Here is a 22,975-nt window from a genome sequence, read left to right on the forward strand (position 1 = left end):
CACCCCGCTGGGCCGTCGGATCGGCCGGTGTACGACGCGTCAGCCGGCGGTGCGGGCCGCGCGGTTCGCGCCCCAGCCCTCCCAGGCGGAGGTGATCATGGAGCGGACGTCGTGCTGCGCCTTCCAGCCCAGCTCCGACTCGATGCGCTCGGCCGAGGCGACCACGCGCGCCGGGTCGCCCGGGCGGCGCGGGGTGACCAGGGGCTCGACGGTGTGACCGGTGACCTCGTTGATGAGGTTCACCATCTCGCGTACCGACACGCCCTCGCCGCGACCGATGTTCAGGGTCAGCGTGGCCGTCTCGCCGGCCTCGCCGGCGGCGACGAGCGCGCGGGCGGCGGCCAGGTGGGCGTCCGCGATGTCGGCGACGTGGATGTAGTCGCGGATGCAGGTGCCGTCCGGCGTCGGGTAGTCGTCACCGAAGATGCGCGGGGACTCGCCGGCGTCGAGGCGCTCGAAGACCATCGGCACCAGGTTGAAGACACCGGTGTCGGCGAGCTCGGGGGTGGCCGCGCCGGCCACGTTGAAGTACCGCAGGCAGGCCGTGGAGAGGCCGTGGGCCTGGCCGGTGGCGCGCGCCATCCACTCGCCGACGAGCTTGGTCTCGCCGTACGGGCTGAGCGGCAGGCACTCGGTCTCCTCGGTGACCAGGTCCACGTCGGGCATGCCGTAGACGGAGGCGGAGGAGGAGAAGAGGAAGCTCTTCACACCCGCGGCGACGGCCGCTTCGAGGATGATCTGGAGGCCCGTCACGTTCTCGTGGTAGTAGAACAGCGGCTTCTCGACGGACTCGCCGACCTGCTTCTTGCCGGCCAGGTGGACGATGCCGGTGACCTGGTGCTCGCGCAGCACCCGGTCGAGGAACGCGCGGTCGAGGACCGTGCCCTGCTCCAGGACGATGCCCTCGGGGACGCGCGCGGGGTTGCCGGTGCTGAGGTCGTCGACCACGACGACGCGCTCGCCGCCCTCGGTCATTGCTTTGACGACGTGGGAACCGATGTAACCGGCGCCGCCGGTGATGAGCCAGGTCATTCGGACAGTGTAGCCACAGCTCCGGAACCCCCCGGAGGCCCAGGATCCGGGCCCGGTGCGCCGGTGGACCGCGCGTCCGCACACGCGAAAGCCCCGCCCGGACACGCGGTCCGGGCGGGGCTTCGACGGTGCTTCCACGGGGTTCCCGCGGGCGTTCTAGCGGTCGATCTCGGCGAACGCCGCTTCCCACTGGTCGAGGACGTGCGGCAGGGCCAGGTGCGCGACGTGCTCACGGCCGGCGCTGCCGTACCGCTGCCGCAGCGCGTCGTCGTCCATCAGCTCGCCGAGCGCGGCGGCGAGGCCCGGCACGTCGGCCGGGGGCACCAGGGTGCCGGTGACGCCGTCCGCGACGAGCTCGCGGACACCGCCGGAGACGTCGAAGCTCACGCACGGCACACCGCAGGCGGCGGCCTCGGCCAGCGCCATCGGGCGGCCCTCGCGCTCACTGCTGATCGCGACGATCGACAGCTCGCGGTAGGCGGACGCCATGTCCTTGGCCGTGCCCCGGAAGACGACCTGGTCGGCGACGCCGAAGTCGGCGGCGGCCAGCCGCAGCTCGCCCTCCAGCGGACCCTCGCCGAAGAGGTGCAGCTCCCAGCCCTCGCGGCCCTTGTGGGCCTGCGCGAAGGCCTCGATCATCCGGTCGTACCGCTTGATCGGGTCGAGCCGGCCGACCGCGCCGATCTTGCGGGTGTCGAGCGGGGCCTTCTCGTCCGGGTAGAACGGCAGCGGGTTCGGCATCACCCGCACGTTGGGCACGCGCTGGTTGACGAACTCGACCGCGTCGCCCTCGGAGAGGACCAGCGTCTGCTCCAGCTCCGGGTAGTGACGCCGGATCAGCGACAGGTTGGCGCTGCGCTTGGCCTGCGCGAAGGACTCGTGGTACTGCCCGATGCCCTTCAGGTGGCGCCACTTCAGCGGCATCGTCCAGTCCACCGCCCACGGCGAGCCGAAGACGATGTAGCCGTCCTTCACCTGGGCGAGCTTCCGCTCCAGCTCCGCGCGCGCGTGGTCGCGCTCGGCCCGGGCCCGCCGGGTCTCGGCGCGGCGCGCGAGGCTGAGCCGGTCGCCGACGGTGCGCACCGGCGACTTGGGCTCGACGGGGGCCGGGTAGAGCGTGGTGTGCTCGTACGAACGCTCGGCGTTGTACGGGAAGGGCTCGGGGCTCGGACGGATGCCGATGAGCTCCACCCGGTGACCGCGCTCGCCCATGCCCTGGGCCAGGGTGTGCAGCACCCGCTGGGATCCGCCCATCGAGTCGACGTCGATACCGACGAAGAACACGTTCTTACGGGCAGGGGAGGCCTCAGTCATGGGTGCCGCCTTCGAAAAAAGCGTCGACCACCATCTTGCTGGCGTGGCCGGTCTCGTACGAGCAGAACATTTCCTGGAAGCGCGCGTACCGCTGCGCGTGCCGTTCCTGGACGCCCTCCAGGTCCCGCACGGCGGCCGCGAGGTCCTCGGTGGTCGTCAGCATCGGACCGGGCGCGATCTCTTCGAGGTCGTAGTAGGTGCCGCGGTCGCCGCCGCGGTAGGCCTCGTAGTCGTCCGTGTAGAGCAGGATCGGACGGCCGGTGTTGGCGTAGTCGAACATCAGCGACGAGTAGTCCGTGAGGACCGCGTCCGACAGCAGCATCAGGTCGTTGATGTCGGCGAACGTGGACCCGTCGCGCAGGAAGTGGCCGAGCTCCGGGGCGATCTTGAAGTTGTCGTACGGGTGGGTCCGCACGACGATGACCCACTCGTCGGAGAGGTACGGGGCCAGCGCCTCGAAGTCCACCCGGACCGACTGGCCGGTGCGGCGGGCCGCGTCGCGGAACGTCGGGGCGTACAGCAGCACCTTGCGGTCGTCCGGGATGTGCAGCGCCTCGCGGGCGGCGGCCACCCGGGCCTGCTGCTCGGGCTCGTCCCAGCGCACGAGGACGTCGTTGCGCGGGTAGCCGGAGCGGATCAGGTCGGCCGAGACCTCGAAGGCCGGCACGAAGGTGCGCTCGAACTCGGCGCTCGGGCAGACCAGCGCGTCCCAGCGGGCGACACCCGCGCGGAACTTCTCCTGCTCGGCGGCCGAGGCCTGGCGCAGCGACGGCACGTCGAAGCCCATCGCCTTGAACGTCTGGCCGTGCCAGGTCTGCAGGTACCGGGTGCCCTTCGGCTTCGGGTACAGGTACGGCAGGTTGTGGGAGTCCACCCAGTACGTGGCCCGGGCGAGCGCGCGGCCGTACGCGAAGCTGCCGCGCCTGACGACCGGGACGTCCTTCGGGAAGGAGGAACGGTTGCCGGAGTGCACCCAGACCACGTCGATCGGGAGGTTCCGGCGCTTGAGCTCCTCGTAGATGTAGCGGGGGTTGTCCGCGTAGCCGCGGCCCTCCATCGCCTCGAAGACGGCGAGGCTGCGCTTGCGCGGCAGCTTGGAGACGACGTCGTAGGCGGTGGCCTTGCCCTCGTTGCCGACGAGGATCTTCTTGACCTTGCCGACCTTGGCCTTCGCCTTGCGGGCGTAGGGGCCGAGCGGTTCGAGCGACTTGAGGACGCCGGACCGCTGCCAGGTCACCTCAAGACGCCCGGCACCCTTCTGCTCCGCCTTGACGCGCAGGTAGTGGATGCCGAACTTGTTGTACGTGACGGTGGCGCGGAAGTCCGGCTGGTCGTACTCGGCGAGCAGGACGTCCGTGCGGTGCGAGCCGTCGCGCTCCAGGGCGACGACCGGGTGCCGGCGGGTCGCCACGCCGACCTTGCCGACGGGCACCTTGCGCAGGTCGAGCTCGGCCGAGGACACGTACTGCCCCTCGCCGTCGGCGCGCAGGGTCAGCGGCACGGACAGCGGCTTCTTGTGGGCGGCCAGCTTGACCGTCGCCACGGTGCCTTCGGTGATCAGACCGGCGGGGTCGTACGTACGGATCTCCAGGCACAGGACCGGGCCGCGCATCTTCACGGAGGTCAGCTCGTGGCGGAGGCGGCCGCTGGTGAGGACCTGGCGGCGCATGTGCCACTCGCTGATGTCCAGCTCGGTGCGGCTCGCCTCGTCGGCGGGGGCGACGGCACCCCAGTAGGTGGCCTCGCCCTCCTCGGTCACGAAGCGGGGGGCGAGCTGCGGGCGGCCCAGCTGGCGGGCGGCGACCTGGAGCTCCGCCAGGCGGCCGGTGCGCAGCAGGTGGATGCAGACGCGCTCCTCGCGGGAGAGCCGGGCGAAGGTCTCGTCCGCGATCTCGTCGAGGTACGGGTTGACCACGTCGGCGAACTCGGCGATCCAGTCGAGGTCGCGGAAGACGAGGTCGCCCAGGTACAGGCGGAAGTCGTGGCGGAGGAACTTGTAGTCCTTCTCCGCGCGCAGTCCGGCGCGGCCGGTCTCCTCGAACCAGGCGTCGATGAGACGGGCGACGCCGATGCGGTCCACCACGTTCTGGATCTTGTGGCGGCTGGAGGAGATGGAGACGCTCTCCGGCGCGAGACGCCAGGTGTAGACCGACCACGGGACGACGGCGAAGGACTCCGCGAGCGAGAACGCCTGCGCGGAGAACAGCTGGTCCTCGTAGTGGATGCCCTCGGGGAAGGTGAGGGCGTTGTCCCGGATGAACGCGGTCCGGTAGAGCTTGTTCGTCGACAGGTGGTCGAAGAAGTACTCGGGGCGCTCGGCGATGCCGTTCACGACCCGCCGCTCGGTGAAGAGGTGCGGGTACCAGAGGCCGGTGGTGTTCGTCTCCTCGAAGAGACGGGTCACCTCACCGGTGACGAAGTCGACGCCGGTCTCCTCGGCGACCGCGAGCAGGCTCTTGCAGGCGTGACGGGGCAGCTCGTCGTCGCTGTCGAGGAACATGACGTGCGGGGCGCGCGCGACCTCGATGCCGCGGTTGCGGGGGGCGCTGCAGCCGCCGCTGTTCTGTTCCAGCCGTACGTAGCGCACGCGGGCGTCGGAGGCCTCGAGGGAACGCGCGACGCGCTCGGTGCCATCGGTCGAACAGTCGTCCGCGATGATCACTTCGAGGTTGTTCAGGGTCTGGTCGAGCACCGACCGGACCGCGCGGGGGAGCCGTTCCTCATCGTTGTAGACGATGATGACGACGCTCACATCAGGGACGTCGTTAGTCGGCATCCAAGTCCTCTCACAAGTGCGTGCGGCGAATCCGGCGCCCGGCCTCCTCGCCACGGCGCTGCCCGCGCCCCGGGTCTCGGCGCGTCTCGGCTTCAGGTGGTGTCGGGTGCCGCCCCATCGTGTCCGTACAGCGCCACCCAGCGACCGGCAAGACTACCGGCGGGATGAATTGTTCCATAATTGCTCCGCCGCACCTTCGGTGATGTTCACCGCATCGCAAGGAGCCTCTTGAACCGTCCCGACAGCACCTGGCGGGCACCCACGGCTCCCCCGGCGAGTCGCAGGACCAGCCCGCGCCGGGCCGAGGCCACCACCTGGACGAGCAGCGGCCGCCCGAGCCGTCCGACGACGACACCCCGCCGGCCGGTGAAACCCTGCGGGGCCCGCACCTCGGCCCGTCCGCCGGAACCGTCCTCGTAACGCAGCTCCACGGTCAGCGACCAGGCGGCGAGCCGGCCCGGCCGGAGCAGCTTCGCGGTCGGCACCCGCACGGTCGCGGTCCACCCCCCGGCGGCGGGCACCAGCGGCGCCTCCACCGGCAGCACCGCCGCCGACACCCGCTCGGTGAACTCCACCTTCACGGCGGCCGGCCGCAGCGCCCCGACCCTGCCGTACAGGTCGTGCACCGTCAGCGTCAGCCGGGTCGCCCCGCCGACGGCCACAGCACCGTCCACGGCGACCGGCAGCTCGGCGGGCGCCAGCTCCGCGAGACCGTCCAGGGGTACGTCGGCGGGCGCGGCGGCCAGTACCGGCGTGCCGTCCTCCGCACGCGGATACGGCGGTACGAGCCGGGGACTCGGGGAGGCCAGCTCGACCAGCCGGGACAGTTCCCGCCCCTCGGGCACGGCGGTCAGCGCGGTCAGCGCGGCGTGCAGCCAGCGGGACGGCGCCTGCGCCCGCGCGACCGCCTCCGCCTCGAATCCGCCCAGGTGGGAGCGGGTGGCCGTCCACCAGTCGGCCCGGTAGGCGGCGGTCCGCTGCGGCAGCTCGCGCAGGTACATGGGGAGGTCGTAGTCGAGGAACTTCGTCTGCGCGGCGCGCGCGAGCGCGGGCCGGTCCGCCGCGCGGAAGACGTCGACGACGGCGGCGTGCGCGGCGATCCGGTGCTCCCAGTTGGCGAGCGAGGCGCGGCGCAGCGAGATCGAGAGGGTCGCGGCCTGGCGCCGCACGTGCCACACGTACACCGGCACGTCCGTCACGGCCAGACGCGGGGCGGCGGCCTGGACACGGGCGCTGAAGACGAAGTCCTCGTAGTGGAAGGCGCCGTCGGGAAAGCGGATCGCGTGCGCGTCGAGGAACTCCCGGCGGTACAGCTTGTTCACGGACAGCGTGTCGAGCACGAACTCGGGGTGCTTCTCGATGCCCTCGAGGACGGTGCCCGGGAGCGTCGCCCCCTGGGACACGTCGTACAACGACGGCGCCCACACCGTCTCCCGCCCCTCCGGCAGCTCCCGCCGCACGCACACCCCGGCGACGACGTCCGCGCGCTGCTCGACCGCGACCGCGAGAAGCCCGTCGACGGCACCGGGCACCAGCAGGTCGTCGCTGTCCAGGAACAGCACGTAGGGGTGCACGGCGGCGGCGACCCCGTCGTTCCGGGGGGTTCCGCACCCCCCGCTGTTCTCCGTCCGGATCAGCGGCCGCACCCTCGCCTCACCCGAAAAACCCGCCAGCACCCCGGGCGTGTCGTCCCCCGACGCGTCATCCACCACGATGACCTCGCCGACCGCCTCCCCCTGCGCGAGCGCCGACCGAACCGCGTCACCGACGCGCCCCGCGTCGTTGTACGAGATCACCACGACACTGACCCTGTCCGCGACCTGCGGCGACCCACTCTCACTCACCCATGAATCCTACGGGAGCCCCTCCCCCACCCTCCCCACCCCAGGAAACGACTCGACCCGCCCCCGGCAACACCGGGAACGGGCCGGACCGGCACAGCGCACGGCCCGCCCCCGGAAAGACCGGGGACGGGCCGGGGCGGCGGCTGCTAGAACGCCTCGAACTCGTCGAACTCTCGCTGGGGGTCGTCGCGCTCGGCCTGGCGGTCGCGGCGGCGCTGGGCGGCGGGGCGGGGGGCTTCGAGGCGGTGGTCCTCGCCGCGGCGGCCGAGCATTTCGGCGCCGGCCATCATGGAGGGCTCCCAGTCGAAGACGACGGCGTTGTCTTCGGCGCCGATGGCGACGCCGTCACCGGCGCGGGCGCCGGCCTTGAGGAGCTGGTCCTCGACGCCGAGGCGGTTGAGGCGGTCGGCGAGGTAGCCGACGGCCTCGTCGTTGTTGAAGTCGGTCTGGCGGACCCAGCGCTCGGGCTTCTCGCCGCGCACCCGGTAGACCTCCTCCGCCTCGTCGTACGTGACGGTGAAGCCCGCCTCGTCGACGGCCTTCGGGCGGATGACGATGCGGGTCGCCTCCTCCACGGGCTTGGCCGCGCGCGCCTCGCCGACGATGCCGGCGAGGGCGAAGGAGAGCTCCTTGAGACCCGTGCGGGCCACGGCGGAGACCTCGAACACCTGGTAGCCGCGCTCTTCGAGCTCGGGGCGGATCATGTCCGCGAGGTCCTGGCCGTCGGGGATGTCGATCTTGTTGAGGACGACGATGCGGGGCCGGTCCTCCAGGCCGCCGTACTGCTTGAGCTCCTCCTCGATGATGTCGAGGTCGGTGACCGGGTCGCGGTCGGACTCCAGCGTGGCGGTGTCGAGGACGTGGACGAGGACGGAGCAGCGCTCGACGTGGCGCAGGAACTCCAGGCCGAGGCCGCGGCCCTGGCTGGCGCCGGGGATCAGGCCGGGGACGTCGGCGATCGTGTAGACGGTCGAGCCGGCGGTGACGACGCCCAGGTTCGGGACGAGGGTGGTGAAGGGGTAGTCGGCGATCTTCGGCTTGGCGGCCGAGAGCACGGAGATGAGCGAGGACTTGCCCGCGCTCGGGTAGCCGACGAGCGCGACGTCGGCGACGGTCTTGAGCTCCAGGACGACGTCGCCGGCCTCGCCGGGCTCGCCGAGGAGCGCGAAGCCGGGGGCCTTGCGGCGGGCGGAGGAGAGCGCCGCGTTGCCGAGGCCGCCGCGGCCGCCCTGGCCCGCGATGTAGGTGGTGCCCTGGCCGACCAGGTCGGCGAGGACGTTGCCCTGCTTGTCGAGGACGACGGTGCCGTCGGGCACCGGCAGGACGAGGTCCTGGCCGTCCTTGCCGGAGCGGTTGTCACCGGCGCCGGGCTGGCCGTTGGTGGCCTTGCGGTGCGGCGAGTGGTGGTAGTCGAGCAGCGTCGTGACCGCCTGGTCGACGACCAGGATCACATCGCCGCCACGGCCGCCGTTGCCGCCGTCGGGCCCGCCGAGGGGCTTGAACTTCTCCCGGTGAACGGAGGCGCAGCCGTGGCCTCCGTTACCCGCGGCGACGTGCAGCTCGACGCGGTCCACGAAGGTGGTCATGGGTGTGCCTCCAGAGAATTACGTGCGGAATGTCTATCTAGTAACACGCGAAAGGCGGACCCGCTTCCCGTACGGGAAGTGAGGTCCGCCTCCGCAAAGTGATCCGATCAGGCGACCGGAACGATGTTCACGACCTTGCGGCCACGGTGGGTGCCGAACTGCACCGCACCGGCCTGCAGGGCGAACAGCGTGTCGTCGCCGCCACGGCCGACGCCCGCGCCCGGGTGGAAGTGGGTGCCGCGCTGGCGGACCAGGATCTCACCCGCGTTGACGGCCTGACCGCCGAAGCGCTTCACGCCGAGCCGCTGGGCATTCGAGTCGCGCCCGTTCCGGGTGGACGATGCGCCCTTCTTGTGTGCCATGTCTCAGTCCCTCTTACTTCGCAGCCGCGGGGATACCGGTGACCTTGATCGCCGTGTACTGCTGACGGTGACCCTGGCGACGGCGGTAGCCGGTCTTGTTCTTGTAGCGCAGGATGTCGATCTTGGCGCCCTTGTGGTGGTCCACGACCTCGGCCGTGACCTTGATGCCGGCCAGGACCCACGGGTCGCTGGTCACAGCGTCGCCGTCGACAACGAGCAGGGTCGAGAGCTCGACCGTGTCGCCAACCTTGGCAGTGGAAATCTTGTCAACCTCAACGATGTCGCCGACAGCAACCTTGTGCTGGCGACCACCGCTGCGCACGATGGCGTACACGCGGATCTCTCTCTCACTCGGGATCGAAACCTCTGAAGCCAGCCGCTCACACGGGCCCGGGGGCCCGCGGCGTTCCGGAATCGGACGAGCGGCCTCTCCCGACGAGCGGGAGGGAGGTGCTCAGAGGCGCGGCATGTCGATGAGACACGCCGACGGTCTAGGTTACGGGCGGCTGCCACAAGGGGTCAAATTCGCCCGCACGGGTGCGGGCCGCCCCCGTGGGGACGGCCCGCACCGGGTGGATCAGTCCTGGGCCGGAGCCGCGGTCTTCTCCGCCGCCTTCTTGGCCGGGGCCTTCTTGGCGGTGGTCTTCTTGGCGGCGGTCTTCTTGGTCGCCGCCGTCTTCTTGGTGGCGGCCTTCTTGGCCGTGGCCTTCTTGGCGGTCTTGCGGGCCGCCGTCTTCTTGGCCGGGGCGGCCTCGGGCTCGGCGTCGGCGGGGGCCTCGGCGGTCTCGGCCGGAGCCGTGGTGACCACGACGACGGCCGCCTCGTCGGAGCCCGCGGGCGAACCGGCGGGAGCGGTGGCCTTACGGACCACCCGGCGACGGGCTCGCGGCGCGGCGGCCGCGGGGGCCTCCTCGGCGACGGGCTCGGCGACGGCCTCGACGACCGGCTCGGGCTCCGCGACGGGCGCGGGCTCGACGACCGGCTCGGCGACGACGACCGGCTCGGTGACGACCTCGGCGACCGGCTCCGTGGTGGAGACGACCGGGGAGGTCACCCGGCGGGTCGCGCGGCGACGGCCACGCGGGGCCGGGGCGGCCTCCACGACCGGCTCCGGCTCGACGACCGGCTCGGCGACGACGGCCGGCTCGGGCGCGGCGACGGGCGCCGGCTCGTACACGACGGCGTCGGTCTCGACGACCGGGGCCGGGGCGGCCGGCGCGGACACCCGGCGGGTGGCGCGGCGACGGCCACGACCGCGCGTGGCGGCGGCCTCGGCCTCGGCGGCGGAGCCGTACAGCTCCTCGTCCGCGGCGATCGGCTCCGGCAGGGCGACCGGGGCGGCGAGCTCGGCCGCCACCTCGGCCTCGGTCTCGACCTCGGTGTCGGCCTCCACGGCCTCCACCTGCTCGTGCTGCTCGTGCTCGTGGACGTGCTCGGCACCGCCGCGGCCGCGCTTCTTCGAGCGCTTGCCGCCGCCACCGCCACCGGAGGTGGACGGCTGCTCCATGTGCACGATGACACCGCGGCCGTTGCAGTGGACACAGGTCTCGGAGAAGGACTCCAGGAGACCCTGGCCGACCCGCTTGCGGGTCATCTGCACCAGGCCGAGCGAGGTGACCTCGGCCACCTGGTGCTTGGTCCGGTCACGGCCCAGGCACTCCAGGAGGCGGCGCAGCACCAGGTCGCGGTTGGACTCCAGGACCATGTCGATGAAGTCGATGACGACGATGCCGCCGAGGTCGCGCAGCCGCAGCTGGCGGACGATCTCCTCGGCCGCTTCGAGGTTGTTCCTCGTCACGGTCTCTTCGAGGTTGCCGCCCTGGCCGGTGAACTTGCCGGTGTTGACGTCGACGACGATCATCGCCTCGGTCTTGTCGATGACCAGCGAGCCGCCGGACGGCAGCCAGACCTTGCGGTCCAGCGCCTTCATCAGCTGCTCGTCGATCCGGTAGGTCGCGAAGACGTCGACCTCGCTCGTCCACTTGGACAGGCGGTCGGCCAGGTCGGGCGCGACGTGCGAGACGTACCCGTGGATGGTCTCCCACGCGTCGTCGCCGCTGACGATGACCTTCGAGAAGTCCTCGTTGAAGATGTCGCGGACGACGCGGACGGTCATGTCCGGCTCGCCGTAGAGCAGGCTCGGCGCGGACGTCGAGATCTGGGCGGCCTTCTTCTGGATGTCGGCCCACTGCGCCTGCAGGCGCTCGACGTCACGGCGCAGCTCGTCCTCGCTCGCGCCCTCGGCGGCGGTGCGCACGATGACGCCCGCGTCCTCGGGGACGATCTTCTTGAGGATGGTCTTCAGACGCGCGCGCTCGGTGTCCGGGAGCTTGCGGCTGATGCCGGTCATCGAGCCCTCGGGGACGTACACGAGGTAGCGGCCCGGGAGGGAGACCTGGCTGGTCAGACGGGCGCCCTTGTGACCGATCGGGTCCTTGGTGACCTGGACGAGGACCGACTGGCCGGACTTGAGGGCGGCCTCGATGCGGCGCGGGCCGTTGCCCATGCCGAGCGCCTCGAAGTTGACCTCGCCGGCGTACAGGACGGCGTTGCGGCCCTTGCCGATGTCGACGAAGGCGGCCTCCATGGACGGCAGGACGTTCTGGACCTTGCCCAGGTAGACGTTGCCGACGTACGAGGTGGCCTGCTCCTTGTTGACGTAGTGCTCGACGAGCACGTTGTCTTCCAGGACGCCGATCTGGGTGCGCTCGCCGTTCTGGCGGACGACCATCACGCGCTCGACGGCCTCGCGGCGGGCGAGGAACTCGGCCTCGGTGATGATCGGGACGCGGCGGCGGCCCTGCTCGCGGCCCTCGCGGCGGCGCTGCTTCTTGGCCTCGAGGCGGGTCGAGCCCTTGATGGACTGGACCTCGTCGGACGGCTCGGCCTTCTCGCGCGCCGGGCGGGGCTCGCGGACCTTGACGACCGTACGGACGCCCTCCTCGTCGGCGCCCTCGGTGTCGGCGGCGGCGTCACCGCTGCGGCGGCGACGACGGCGACGGCGACGGGAGCTGCTGGAACCGCCGGCGTAGCCCTCGGCCTCGTCCTGCTCGTCCTCGCGCTCCTCGTGCTCCTCGGCCTCGTCCTCGGCGTGCGGCTCCTCGCCCTCCTCGGCCTCCTCGACCTCGGTGAGCTCACCGCGACGGCGACGGCGGCCGCCACGGCGGCGACGGCGGGACGGGCGGTCCTCGTACTCGTCCGTCTCGTCGGCCTCCTCGGCCTCCTCGACCTCGTCGGCGACGGCCTCGACCTCGGGCTCGTCGGCGACGGTGGCTGGGACGGGCTCGACGGCGACGGGCTCGCCGCGGCGGCGACGGCGACGGCGGGAGCCGGCCTCGCGCTCGGCGGGCTCCGGAGCCTCCACGACCTCGGCCTCGGCCTCGACGACCTCGATCTCCTCGACCGTCTCGTCCTCCTCCGGCTCCGCCACGACGGCGGCGGCGGCCGCGGCGGCGGTCTCCGGGGTCTGGAACATCGGCTCGGTGAAGACCGGGGCCTGGAAAACGGCGACGGACGGGCGCGCGGCGCGGCGCGACTCACGGACCGGGGCCGGCTCGGAGGTGAACTGCGGGGAGGTCGCGCGACGACGGCCGCGGCCACGGGTGGCGGCGGTCTCGGCGGCCGCGACCTCGGCCTCCTCGGCGGCGATCTGCGCGACGGCGTCCGACGGCAGCGACTCGCCGGTGACGGCCTCGGTGGTCACCTCGGGCGAGGTGGCCTTGCGGGTGGCACGGCGACGGGTACGGGCCGGCGGGGCGGCCTCCTCGACGGCTTCGACGGTCTCGACGGCCTCGGCGACGGGCGCGGCGACCGGGGTCTCCTCCGCGACGGCCGGGGCACCGGCCGGTGCGGTGGCCTTACGGGTGGCGCGGCGGCGGGTGCGGGCCGGCGGGGCGGCCTCCTCCGCGGGCTCGGCCACGGGCTCGTCGGCGGCGGCCGGGACGGTCTCCTCGGCGGCGGCCGGGGAGGTCACCGGCGAGGTGGCCTTACGGGTGGCACGGCGACGCGCGGGCCGCGCCGGAGCGGCCTCGGCGGCCTCCTCGACGGCGGGCGCGGGGGCCTCGGCGGCCGGGGTCTCGACGACCGGGGCCGGCGTCTCGACGGCGGCGGTCTCCGCGGCCGGGGCGGTCGCCTTGCGGGTCGCGCGGCGGCGGGTACGGGCCGGCGGGGCGGCCTCGGCCTCGACCGGGGCGGCCTCCGCGGCGGGGGCCTCGGCGACGGCCGTGGTCTCGGTGGATTCGGCGGTGGCGCCCGTCACCGGCGGACCGGCGGGGCGGGAAGCGGCGCGGCGCCTGCGGCGCGGCGGCAGCTTGTCACCGGGGGCGTTGGTGTCTTCGTTGGACTCGAGCATGCGGGGTTCTCCCGTCACGCTCCCGGGCGCCGCGCCTGGTTCCGGTCCGGCGGCACGGTCGCGCCTGAGGCGCGGTGCCGCCGTCCGGGGCGCGGGCGCCGCACGGGAGCTGTATGTCTGGCTCGCCGGTTCCGTACGCCCTGTGCGGACGGCCTGGCGAAAGTCTCCTGGTCAGTGCGCTGCCCGACCCAGGTGGCTCCCGAGTACGAGGGCTGCGCTACAACGACCGCTCCCTACGCGGTACCCGCACCCGGCGCCGTCGCAGAGGCGGTCGCGGCGGCCGTGGTAGAAGCGGCCTTGACTGCCTCGCGGTCGGGCGCGAGCGGGTCGGTCACCGTGCCGGACTCCTCGTCGAAGAGCCCCTGCGCCAGCCTGGTCACCGCAGCGGGGACCGGCGGCGCCAGGTCGGCCACAGCTCGGAGACCGGACAGGACGTCGTCGGGTCGCACGGCAGGTGTCACGTGCCGAACAACCAGGCGCAGTATCGCACAGGCGCTGTCCAGCGGCCTATCACCCTGGGGATCGCCCTGGGGAGCGGCTGCCGTCAGCTCGGTGACCGCCGAGCGGGCGTCGAAGGTGCGGACGCCGTTCTTGGTCTTGCGCTGTACTTCCACCGTCTCGGCCGCGAGAAACGCGGTGACCGCCTTCTCGGCGTCCTCGACCGTGACGCCTTCGAGGCGCAGCTCCCACACGGAGGCGGTGAGCCGGTCGGCGAGACCGGAGGTCCTGGCCTCGACGGCGTCGGTGATGTCGAGCCCCGCCGGCAGGGACTCGTCGAGCAGGGCCCGCAGCGTCTCGGGGTCGCGCGACTGCGTCAGCGCGATCTCCAGGTACTCGGCCTCGGAGCCGGTACCCGTCGGGGCGGCGTTGGCGTACGACACCTTCGGGTGCGGGGTGAAGCCGGCCGAGTACGCCATGGGCACCTCGGCGCGGCGCAGCGCACGCTCGAACGCGCGCTGGAAGTCACGGTGGCTGGTGAACCGGAGGCGGCCGCGCTTGGTGTAGCGCAGTCGGATGCGCTGCACCGCCGGTGCGGGCGGCGGGCCTTCGGGCTGTCGCTTGCCCAGTGGTTCTTCTCCTCGGTGCGGGGCGGCGCGGGTGCGCGCCGTCCACGAGATGTACGGGTTGCCCTGGGGGTCCCGCCCGGTTCACCCCCGCTTCCGCAGGGAGATCTCGGGGGCGGGCGCCGCGCCGGGGACGTTCGTTGTACTACCCAGAGTACGCGCCCGGGCCACCTCCGGTTCCCCGGGCTCGGTCATCCGTGCTCCCCCGACCAGGGCGCGCCAGGCGTCCCGGCGGGCTTCCCGCACGGTCGCGCGGGCCGATCCGAGCGTGTCGCGGACGGCGGCGCGGGTGGCCACGAGCGCCTCCCGGACGGTGGCGCGGGCCGAGGCGAGTGCCTCCCGCGCCACCCGCCCGGTCGCGGCGGCGATCCGGCGGGCCGGGGCCCACACGTGGTCGCGCGCCCACCGCCCCGCGGGCCGGACGACGCGCGTCCAGGCCCAGGCGAAGGGCCGTCCGACCAGGTTCCACGCGACCCACTTGAGGGCCCGGCCGACCGCCCGCGACACGAATCCGGCGACCCGCCAGCACATCGCCAGCGCGTCCCGCACCTCCCGCCCGACGGGCACGAGGACCCGCGTCCAGAGCCACACGACGGGGACCACGATCCCGTACCGGACCAGCGGCACGACCACGTACCGCCACAGCCCCACCCACGGCCACACGAACACGGCCTTGCCGAGCCACAGCGCGGTCACCGCCAGGCCGTTGCCGACACGGGGGAAGAACCACCCGAGGCCCCGCCCGGCCTGCCGGAACGACCAGCCGATCCCCCGGCCCAGCGGGCTCAGCACGTACCGGTCGAGCCAGACGGCGGGTACGGCCACGCCGTACCGGAACAGCGGGACGAGGAGGTACCGGAAGAGCCCGGCGAGGGGGACGAGGACGAGCTTCTCCAGGAGGAACAGCAGCGCGGTGCCGAGCCGGGTGAGGAGCTCCCGGTACAGCCAGGCGGCGGGTACCGCGATCCCGTACCGGCAGACGGGCACGACCACGTACCGCCACAGCCCCACCCACGGCCACACGAACACGGCCTTCCCCAGCCAGACGCCCGTCGCGGACGCCCCGCGCCAGAGCCACCCGGCCCCGGTCGCGAGCCCCCGCCCCAAGGCGGCGAGCCCCCGTCCCACCCGGACGAAGAACCACGCCAGGCCCCGCCCGACCCCCGTGAACACCCACGTCAGGCCACGCCAGAGCCCCGTGAACACCCACGCGAGACCGCGTCCCACCCCTGTGAACACCCAGGCCAGGCCCCGCCAGAGCCCCGTGAACACCCAGGCGAGACCTCGTCCTACCGCCGTGAACACCAGGGCCAGGCCATGCCCCACTCCCGTGAACACCCACGCCAGGCCCCGCCCCGCCGGTGCCAGGAGGTGTCGGTGCAGCCAGCGGGCCGGCAGCGTCAGGGTGTGGTGGGAGAGCCAGGCCAGGCCGCGGCCCGTCGGGCGGAGGAGGGTGCGGTGGAGGAAGTGGGCCGCGGCCGTCAGGGCGTCCCAGGTCATGCGGACGGGGAGGACGATCACCAGGACGATGATCCGGACGGGGATGCGGATCAGCGCGGGCGGCGGCAACGGGTTCTCCATGCTCATGCCGGAAATGACGCGACGGCCCGGCGGAGGGTTTCCCCTCGCGCCGGGCCGTCGCCGGAGCGTTACCCGATCGGTCTACTTCACGACCGTCAGCGGCAGCAGTTTCTTGCCGGTGGGGCCGATCTGGATGTGGGTGTCCATCTGGGGGCAGACGCCGCAGTCGAAGCAGGGGGTCCAGCGGCAGTCCTCGACTTCGGTCTCGTCGAGGGAGTCCTGCCAGTCCTCCCAGAGCCAGTCCTTGTCGAGGCCGGAGTCGAGGTGGTCCCAGGGGAGGACTTCCTCGTAGGTGCGCTCGCGGGTGGTGTACCAGGCGACGTCGACGCCGAGGTCGGGGAGCGTCTTCTCGGCGCAGGACATCCAGCGGTCGTAGGAGAAGTGCTCGCGCCAGCCGTCGAAGCGGCCGCCGTCCTCGTACACGGCGCGGATGACGGCGCCGATGCGGCGGTCGCCGCGGGAGAGGAGGCCCTCGACGATGCCGGGCTTGCCGTCGTGGTAGCGGAAGCCGATGGAGCGGCCGTACTTCTTGTCGCCGCGGATCTTGTCGCGGAGCTTGCGCAGGCGCTCGTCGGTCTCCTCGGCGGAGAGCTGCGGGGCCCACTGGAAGGGGGTGTGCGGCTTGGGGACGAAGCCGCCGATGGAGACGGTGCAGCGGATGTCGTTCTGGCCGGAGACCTTGCGGCCCTCGGCGATCACGTTCATCGCCATGTCGGCGATCTGCAGGACGTCCTCGTCGGTCTCCGTCGGGAGGCCGCACATGAAGTACAGCTTCACCTGGCGCCAGCCGTTGCCGTACGCGGTGGAGACCGTACGGATCAGGTCCTCCTCCGAGACCATCTTGTTGATGACCTTGCGCATGCGCTCGGAGCCGCCCTCGGGGGCGAAGGTGAGACCGGAGCGGCGGCCGTTCCTGGTGAGCTCGTTCGCCAGGTCGACGTTGAACGCGTCGACGCGGGTCGAGGGCAGGGACAGGCCGACCTTGTCGTCCGTGTAGCGGTCCGCGAGGCCCTTCGCGATCTCACCGATCTCGGTGTGGTCGGCGGAGGAGAGGGAGAGGAGGCCGACCTCCTCGAAGCCCGTCGCCTTGAGGCCCTTCTCGACCATCTCGCCGATGCCGGTGATGCTTCGCTCCCGCACGGGGCGCGTGATCATGCCGGCCTGGCAGAAGCGGCAGCCGCGGGTGCAGCCGCGGAAGATCTCGACGGACATGCGCTCGTGGACGGTCTCCGCGAGCGGCACGAGGGGCTGCTTCGGGTACGGCCACTCGTCGAGGTCCATGACGGTGTGCTTGGAGACGCGCCACGGCACGCCGGACTTGTTCGGCACGACACGGCCGATGCGGCCGTCCGGCAGGTACTCGACGTCGTAGAAGCCCGGGATGTAGACCGAGCCGGTCTTCGCGAGGCGGAAGAGGACCTCCTCGCGTCCGCCCGGGCGGCCCTCCGCCTTCCACGCGCGGATGATCTCGGTCATGTCGAGGACGGCCTGCTCGCCGTCGCCGATGATGGCCGCGTCGATGAAGTCCGCGATCGGCTCGGGGTTGAAGGCGGCGTGGCCGCCGGCGAGCACGATCGGGTGGTCGACGGTCCGGTCCTTGGCCTCCAGCGGGATGCCGGCCAGGTCGAGGGCGGTGAGCATGTTCGTGTAGCCGAGCTCGGTGGAGAAGCTCAGGCCGAACACGTCGAAGGCGCTCACCGGGCGGTGCGAGTCGACCGTGAACTGCGGGACGCCGTGCTCGCGCATCAGCTCTTCGAGGTCCGGCCAGACGCTGTAGGTGCGCTCGGCGAGGACGCCCTCGCGCTCGTTGAGCACCTCGTACAGGATCATGACGCCCTGGTTGGGCAGGCCGACCTCGTACGCGTCCGGGTACATCAGCGCCCAGCGGACGTCGGCGGACTCCCAGGGCTTGACCGTGGAGTTCAGCTCTCCACCGACGTACTGAATCGGCTTCTGCACGTGCGGGAGCAGAGCTTCGAGCTGCGGGAAGACAGACTCGGCAGCAGACATCTCGAACCTTCGTGAGCTGGCAGGGGGGCGACTCTCAAGCGTACCCCGGTGCTCAGCGGCTCAGTGCCGACCGGAGTTCCGGGGCGGAGGCCCGGGCCCAGGCGTCGGGCAGTTTCCGTTCGGCCTCGGCGGCCGCGGCCTGTTCGTGGCCGTAGAGAAGTCCCCAGGTGAAGGCGGATTCGCCGACGCCGTGGGCCTGGACGGCGAGCTCGCGCAGGGTGGTGCGGGCGACGACGGCGTCGTGGTGTTCGCCGAGGAGGGTCTGGAGGTCCTTGACGCGGTGTGCGAGGCGTTTGGCGGGTTTGCCGAGGGTGGGGCGGGCGGCGTCGGCGGCGTAGCGGGCGCGTTTGGCGGCCTTGCGGGCCTCGTGGAGGGCGAGGTCGCGCTCGTGGCCGGGGTCCAGGGCGAGGGCGTGCTCGATCCGGGTACGGAGCCGGTCGTGGTCCTTGCGGACGGCGCGGGCGAGGACCTCGCGCGCGTCGCGGCCCGCGGCCTTGCGCAGCGGCGGGTCGGCGAGGAGCGCGTGGAGGGTGTCGAGCAGGGCGAGGTGGCGGGCGGAGTCGAGGGCGGCGAGGACCTGGCGCCTGGCGGCGGTCGCGCGGGCGGCGTCCCTGCGGCGCAGCCGGGCCCGGACCGGTCCGAGGACGAGGGTCCGCGGCAGCCCGGCGACGCGCTCGCGCAGCCGTGCGTCCAGGACTTCCTGGTCGCGGGCGACGCCGAGTTCTCCGGCGAGCCACTTCAGCTCCTCGCCGACGGGGTCGGTGGCCTTCCGGTCGAGGACGCGGCCGTACGTCTTGAGGGCGCTGCGCAGCCGGCGGCAGGCGACCCGGAGCTGGTGCACGGCGTCGGGCAGCTCGCGCCGTACGGCGGGGTCGAGGGCGACGATCGCGTCGGCCTGTTCCCGTGCGTAGGCGAGGACGGCGGCGGCCGCGGTGCCGGGCTCGGCGGGTGCGGCCCGCCGCTCGGGCGGCGCGCCGGTCTCGGCGAGGGCCCTGGCGAGTTTGGACTCGGACGCGGAGGGGTGGATGCCGGCCTTGCCGAGGCGCTTCCCGATGGCGTCGAGGATCGCCGGATCGGGGCCGTCGGAGCCGTCGGAACCGTCTGAGGGGGCGTCCGCGAGTTCGGCCTCGATCTCGGTCCAGGTGGCGCGGGGGCCGGCGGGGAGGCGTTCGGCGTGGACGGTGTCGACGGAGAGTTCGGCGAGGAGGGTGCCGTCAGCGGCGAGGAGGTGGCGGACGTCGCGGGAGGAGCGGAGGCGTACGACGGGGACGACCGTGGCGTTCCTGACCCGGGATCGGATGAGTTCGGCCAGCTCGCCCGGCAGGGTGTCGCGGAGCGGGGCCCCGATCTCGTCGCGGATTCCGGCGGAGACGGGGAACTTGACGTGCCAGCCGGCGTCGCGGCCGCCGGTGCGGCGGCGGAGGGTGACCGAGTCGGCGGCGAGGCGGAAGTCGGGCGTGTCGTAGTAGACGGCGTCGAGTTCCATGACGCCGCGGTCCACGACCCGGGAGACTCCGGGGACCTCGGTGAGGTCCGGCAGTGGAGTCTCCCCGGTGGCTTCGTACTTCTGCTCGATCTCGCGCTTCGTCTCGGCCATGCCTCGAATCTAGACCTGTCAGGCCGTCATCGGGCGTTGTACGCGGATCGACTGCAGCAGACCGATCGCGACCCAGACGGCGAACATCGAGGAGCCGCCGTAGGAGACGAAGGGCAGGGGCAGGCCGGCCACCGGCATGATGCCGAGGGTCATGCCGATGTTCTCGAAGGACTGGAAGGCGAACCAGGCGATGATGCCGGCGGCGACGATCGTGCCGTAGAGCTCGGTGGTCTCGCGGGCGATCCGGCAGGAGCGCCAGAGGATGACGCCGAGCAGGACGAGGATCAGTCCGGCGCCGACGAAGCCGAGTTCCTCGCCGGCGACCGTGAAGACGAAGTCGGTCTGCTGTTCGGGGACGAACTGGCCGGTGGTCTGGGAGCCCTTGAAGAGGCCGGCGCCGAGGAGGCCGCCGGAGCCGATGGCGATGCGGGCCTGGTTGGTGTTGTAGCCGACGCCGGAGGGGTCGAGGTCGGGGTTGGCGAAGGCGGCGAAGCGGTTGATCTGGTACTCGTCGAGCATGCCGAGGGCGGTGACGAGGACCGCGCCGAGGACGCCCGCGCCGATGAGTCCGAGGACCCAGCGGTTGGAGGCGCCGGAGGCGAGGAGGACGCCGAGCACGATCACGGCCATGACCATGACCGAGCCGAGGTCGGGCATCAGCATGACGATGCCCATGGGCAGCGCCGCCAGGGTGAGGGCCTTGGCGACGGTGCGGTGGTCGGGGTGGAGCTGGTCGCCCGCGTCGACCTTGGCGGCCAGCAGCATCGCCATGACCAGGATGATCGTGATCTTCACGAACTCGCTGGGCTGGAGGGAGAAGCCGCCGCCGACGACGATCCACGCGTGGGCGCCGTTGATGGTGGCGCCGAGCGGGGTGAGGACGGCGAGGATCAGCACGATCGAGAGCGTGTAGAGGATCGGCACGGCACCGCGCAGGGTGCGGTGGCCGAGCCAGATCGTGCCGACCATCAGGGCGAGGCCGATGCCGGTGTTGAGCAGGTGCCGGAAGAGGAAGTAGTACGGGTCGCCGTTGTTGAGCTCGGTGCGGCCGCGGGTGGCGGACCAGACGAGCAGGGACCCGATGCCGGAGAGGGCGAGCGCGGAGAGCAGGATCGGCCAGTCGAGCCGGCGCAGCACCGAGTCGCGGGCCGCCAGTTTGGCGAGGGTCCCGCGCTCGGGGGCGTACCGGGAGACGGAGAAGCCGTGGGGTGTGGTCATGGGTACGGTCCTCCTCAGTCCCGGTGCCAGGCGGCGGGCGGGCCCGCGAGCGCCTGGTCGTCGTCGTCCGGCTTCTTCGCCGGAGTGCCGTCAGGGGCCTTCGGGGCGTTCGGGTCGATCTTGCCGACCTCGGGGTCGTACGGCTTGATCTTCGGGGCGTCGATGGAGCCGTCGGCCTCGATCTTCGGCAGGGTCTTCTGCGGCTGCGGCAGCAGGGCCCGCTTGAGGTCCTGGTTGCCCGCGTCGTCGAGTCCGTAGAGCGCGTCGTAGATGTTGCGCACGGCGGGGCCCGAGGCGCCGGAGCCGGTGCCGCCCTGGGCGATCGTCATGATGATCGCGTAGTCCTTGGTGTACGTGGCGAACCAGGAGGTCGTCTGCTTGCCGTAGACCTCGGCGGTACCGGTCTTGGCGTGCATCGCGATCTTGTCCTGCGGCCAGCCGCCGAAGCGCCAGGCGGCGGTGCCGCGGGTGGCGACGCCCGCGAGGGCTTCCTCTATCAACGCCTGGGTCTTGGTGTCCATCGGGAGCTTGCCGTGGGACTTGGGCTTGATCTCGGTGACCTTCTTGCCGTCGGGGCTGACGATCGCCTTGCCGACGGTGGGGTTCCAGAGGGTGCCGCCGTTGGCGATGGCGGCGTAGATGGTGGCCATCTGGATGGGGGTGACGAGGGTGTCGCCCTGGCCGATGGAGTAGTTGACGGAGTCACCGGCGCGCATGAGGTTGCCTTCGAGGCAGTTCTCGTAGGAGAGCTGCTGGACGTAGGTGCCGCCGCGCTTGCCGATCTTGCACCAGTAGTCCTTGTTGGCCGCCCAGAAGTTCTGCTTCCACTTGCGGTCGGGGACGCGGCCGGTGACCTCGTTGGGGAGGTCGATGCCGGTCTCGGCGCCGAGGCCGAACTGGTGGGCCGTCTTGTAGAACCAGTCCTTGGCGTCCTTCTTCGGCTTCATGCCGCCGTCGTTGAGCCACTGCTGGTGGGAGAGGGCGTAGTAGACGGTGTCGCAGGAGACTTCGAGGGCCTGGCCGAGGGTGATGGAGCCGTGGCCCTGGGACTCGAAGTTCTTGAAGACCTGGCCGCCGATGGAGTACGAGGAGGGGCACGGGTAGCGCCCGTTGAACTCGTATCCGGCGTTGACGGCGGCGGTCGTCGGGATGACCTTGAAGATGGAGCCGGGGGCGGCCTGGCCCTGGATGGCCCGGTTGAGGAGCGGGAAGTTGGAGTCCTTGCCGGTGAGGGCCGCGTAGTCCTTGGCGGAGATGCCGCCGACCCAGGCGTTGGGGTCGTAGTCGGGCTGCGAGGCCATGGCGACGATCCGGCCGGTCCTCGTCTCCATGACGACGACGGCGCCGGCGTCGGCCTTGTAGTTCTCGTTGGTGTTCCGGTCGTGGACCTTGCGGGCCTCGACCATCGCGTTGTGCAGCTCCCATTCGGCGACCGCCTGGACGCGGGCGTCGATGGAGGTGACGACGTTGGCGCCGGGGACGGCGGGGTCGCTCTTGGCCTGGCCGATGACGCGGCCGAGGTTGTCGACCTCGTAGCGGGTGACGCCGGCCTTGCCGCGCAGCTCCTTGTCGTAGGTGCGCTCGAGTCCGGAGCGGCCGACCTGGTCGGAGCGGAGGAACGGCGAGTCGGTGTCCTTGGCCTTCTCGATCTCGGCGTCGGTGACGGGCGAGAGGTAGCCGAGGACCTGGGAGGTGCGGGCCTTGCCGGGGGCCGGGTAGCGGCGGACGGCGGTGGGCTCGGCGGTGATGCCGGGGAAGTCCTCGGCGCGCTCCCGGATCTGGAGGGCCTGCTGGGTGGTGGCCTCGTCGGTGACCGGGATCGGCTGGTAGGGGGAACCGTTCCAGCAGGGCTTGGGGGTCTTGGAGTCGCAGAGCCGGATCTTGTTGATGACCTCGTCGGGCTTCATGTCGAGGACGTCGGCGAGCCGGGTCAGGACGGTCCTGCCGCGGTCCTTCATCTTCATCAGCTCGGTGCGGGACGCGGAGACCACGAGCCGGGTCTCGTTGTCGGCGAGCGGGACGCCGCGGGCGTCGAGGAGCGAGCCGCGGACGGCGGGCTGGACGACCTGCTGGACGTGGTTGTTCTTCGCCTCGTCGGTGTACTCCTTGCCGTTGCGGATCTGGAGGTACCAGAGGCGGCCCCCCAGGGTCAGCAGCAGCGAGAAGACCAGGATCTGGATGACGACGAGCCGGATCTGGACCCGGGGGGTCCGTCCGGTCTCGGGGATGTTGCTCATACC

General features: G+C 72.0%; 14 protein-coding genes. All 14 read right to left on the minus strand.

Annotated features, from left to right (window positions below):
* Positions 1-39: 39 nt before the first annotated feature.
* Positions 40-1,032, minus strand: coding sequence for a UDP-glucose 4-epimerase GalE (gene galE / locus ACZ7G1_RS20570; RefSeq protein WP_470873001.1), 993 nt, complete (start codon positions 1,030-1,032; stop codon positions 40-42).
* A gap of 156 nt (positions 1,033-1,188) precedes the next feature.
* Complete coding sequence (locus ACZ7G1_RS20575; RefSeq protein ID WP_470872998.1) at positions 1,189-2,346, minus strand: glycosyltransferase; 1,158 nt, start codon at positions 2,344-2,346, stop codon at positions 1,189-1,191.
* Complete coding sequence (locus ACZ7G1_RS20580; protein ID WP_470872995.1) at positions 2,339-5,122, minus strand: bifunctional glycosyltransferase/CDP-glycerol:glycerophosphate glycerophosphotransferase; 2,784 nt, start codon at positions 5,120-5,122, stop codon at positions 2,339-2,341. Before ACZ7G1_RS20580 ends, ACZ7G1_RS20575 begins: the two co-directional genes overlap by 8 nt.
* 206 nt (positions 5,123-5,328) lie before the next feature.
* A complete protein-coding gene (locus ACZ7G1_RS20585) occupies positions 5,329-6,966 on the minus strand; it encodes a glycosyltransferase family 2 protein (RefSeq protein ID WP_470872993.1) in 1,638 nt (545 codons plus the stop codon).
* Positions 6,967-7,112: 146 nt separating this feature from the next.
* Positions 7,113-8,552, minus strand: coding sequence for a GTPase ObgE (gene obgE, locus ACZ7G1_RS20590; RefSeq protein WP_470872992.1), 1,440 nt, complete (start codon positions 8,550-8,552; stop codon positions 7,113-7,115).
* A 107-nt stretch (positions 8,553-8,659) separates the two neighbouring features.
* Positions 8,660-8,914: a 50S ribosomal protein L27 gene (gene rpmA, locus ACZ7G1_RS20595; protein WP_003976205.1), complete on the minus strand. Its 255-nt coding sequence runs from the start codon at positions 8,912-8,914 to the stop codon at positions 8,660-8,662.
* Between the two features lie 13 nt (positions 8,915-8,927).
* Positions 8,928-9,248: a 50S ribosomal protein L21 gene (gene rplU / locus ACZ7G1_RS20600; protein ID WP_015033583.1), complete on the minus strand. Its 321-nt coding sequence runs from the start codon at positions 9,246-9,248 to the stop codon at positions 8,928-8,930.
* A gap of 243 nt (positions 9,249-9,491) precedes the next feature.
* A complete protein-coding gene (locus tag ACZ7G1_RS20605) occupies positions 9,492-13,265 on the minus strand; it encodes an Rne/Rng family ribonuclease (RefSeq protein ID WP_470872990.1) in 3,774 nt (1,257 codons plus the stop codon).
* A 233-nt stretch (positions 13,266-13,498) separates the two neighbouring features.
* Complete coding sequence (locus ACZ7G1_RS20610) at positions 13,499-14,290, minus strand: TIGR03936 family radical SAM-associated protein (protein ID WP_470872988.1); 792 nt, start codon at positions 14,288-14,290, stop codon at positions 13,499-13,501.
* A 123-nt stretch (positions 14,291-14,413) separates the two neighbouring features.
* Entirely contained in the window at positions 14,414-15,916 is a 1,503-nt protein-coding gene (locus ACZ7G1_RS20615) for a hypothetical protein (RefSeq protein ID WP_470872986.1), read from the minus strand.
* Between the two features lie 75 nt (positions 15,917-15,991).
* Entirely contained in the window at positions 15,992-17,920 is a 1,929-nt protein-coding gene (locus ACZ7G1_RS20620) for a TIGR03960 family B12-binding radical SAM protein (RefSeq protein WP_470872984.1), read from the minus strand.
* Between the two features lie 52 nt (positions 17,921-17,972).
* On the minus strand, positions 17,973-19,517 hold the full coding sequence (locus ACZ7G1_RS20625) for a CYTH and CHAD domain-containing protein (protein ID WP_470872983.1): 1,545 nt from the start codon (positions 19,515-19,517) through the stop codon (positions 17,973-17,975).
* An 18-nt stretch (positions 19,518-19,535) separates the two neighbouring features.
* Positions 19,536-20,735, minus strand: a complete 1,200-nt coding sequence (gene rodA / locus ACZ7G1_RS20630) for a rod shape-determining protein RodA (RefSeq protein WP_470872981.1) — start codon at positions 20,733-20,735, stop codon at positions 19,536-19,538.
* A 14-nt stretch (positions 20,736-20,749) separates the two neighbouring features.
* Positions 20,750-22,972 (minus strand): penicillin-binding protein 2, encoded by a 2,223-nt coding sequence (mrdA, locus tag ACZ7G1_RS20635; RefSeq protein ID WP_470872979.1) that lies wholly within the window; start codon positions 22,970-22,972, stop codon positions 20,750-20,752.
* Positions 22,973-22,975 lie beyond the last annotated feature (3 nt).

It is taken from the genome of Streptomyces sp. NPDC037273 (assembly GCF_055603625.1).

Excerpts from the sequence above, each read along its gene's own strand:
- galE (WP_470873001.1), bottom strand. The coding sequence starts at position 1,032 with ATGACCTGGCTCATCACCGGCGGCGCCGGTTACATCGGTTCCCACGTC.
- ACZ7G1_RS20575 (WP_470872998.1), bottom strand. The coding sequence starts at position 2,346 with ATGACTGAGGCCTCCCCTGCCCGTAAGAACGTGTTCTTCGTCGGTATC.
- ACZ7G1_RS20580 (WP_470872995.1), bottom strand. The coding sequence starts at position 5,122 with ATGCCGACTAACGACGTCCCTGATGTGAGCGTCGTCATCATCGTCTAC.
- obgE (WP_470872992.1), bottom strand. The coding sequence starts at position 8,552 with ATGACCACCTTCGTGGACCGCGTCGAGCTGCACGTCGCCGCGGGTAAC.
- rpmA (WP_003976205.1), bottom strand. The coding sequence starts at position 8,914 with ATGGCACACAAGAAGGGCGCATCGTCCACCCGGAACGGGCGCGACTCG.
- ACZ7G1_RS20605 (WP_470872990.1), bottom strand. The coding sequence starts at position 13,265 with ATGCTCGAGTCCAACGAAGACACCAACGCCCCCGGTGACAAGCTGCCG.
- ACZ7G1_RS20615 (WP_470872986.1), bottom strand. The coding sequence starts at position 15,916 with ATGAGCATGGAGAACCCGTTGCCGCCGCCCGCGCTGATCCGCATCCCC.
- ACZ7G1_RS20620 (WP_470872984.1), bottom strand. The coding sequence starts at position 17,920 with ATGTCTGCTGCCGAGTCTGTCTTCCCGCAGCTCGAAGCTCTGCTCCCG.
- ACZ7G1_RS20625 (WP_470872983.1), bottom strand. The coding sequence starts at position 19,517 with ATGGCCGAGACGAAGCGCGAGATCGAGCAGAAGTACGAAGCCACCGGG.
- rodA (WP_470872981.1), bottom strand. The coding sequence starts at position 20,735 with ATGACCACACCCCACGGCTTCTCCGTCTCCCGGTACGCCCCCGAGCGC.
- mrdA (WP_470872979.1), bottom strand. The coding sequence starts at position 22,972 with ATGAGCAACATCCCCGAGACCGGACGGACCCCCCGGGTCCAGATCCGG.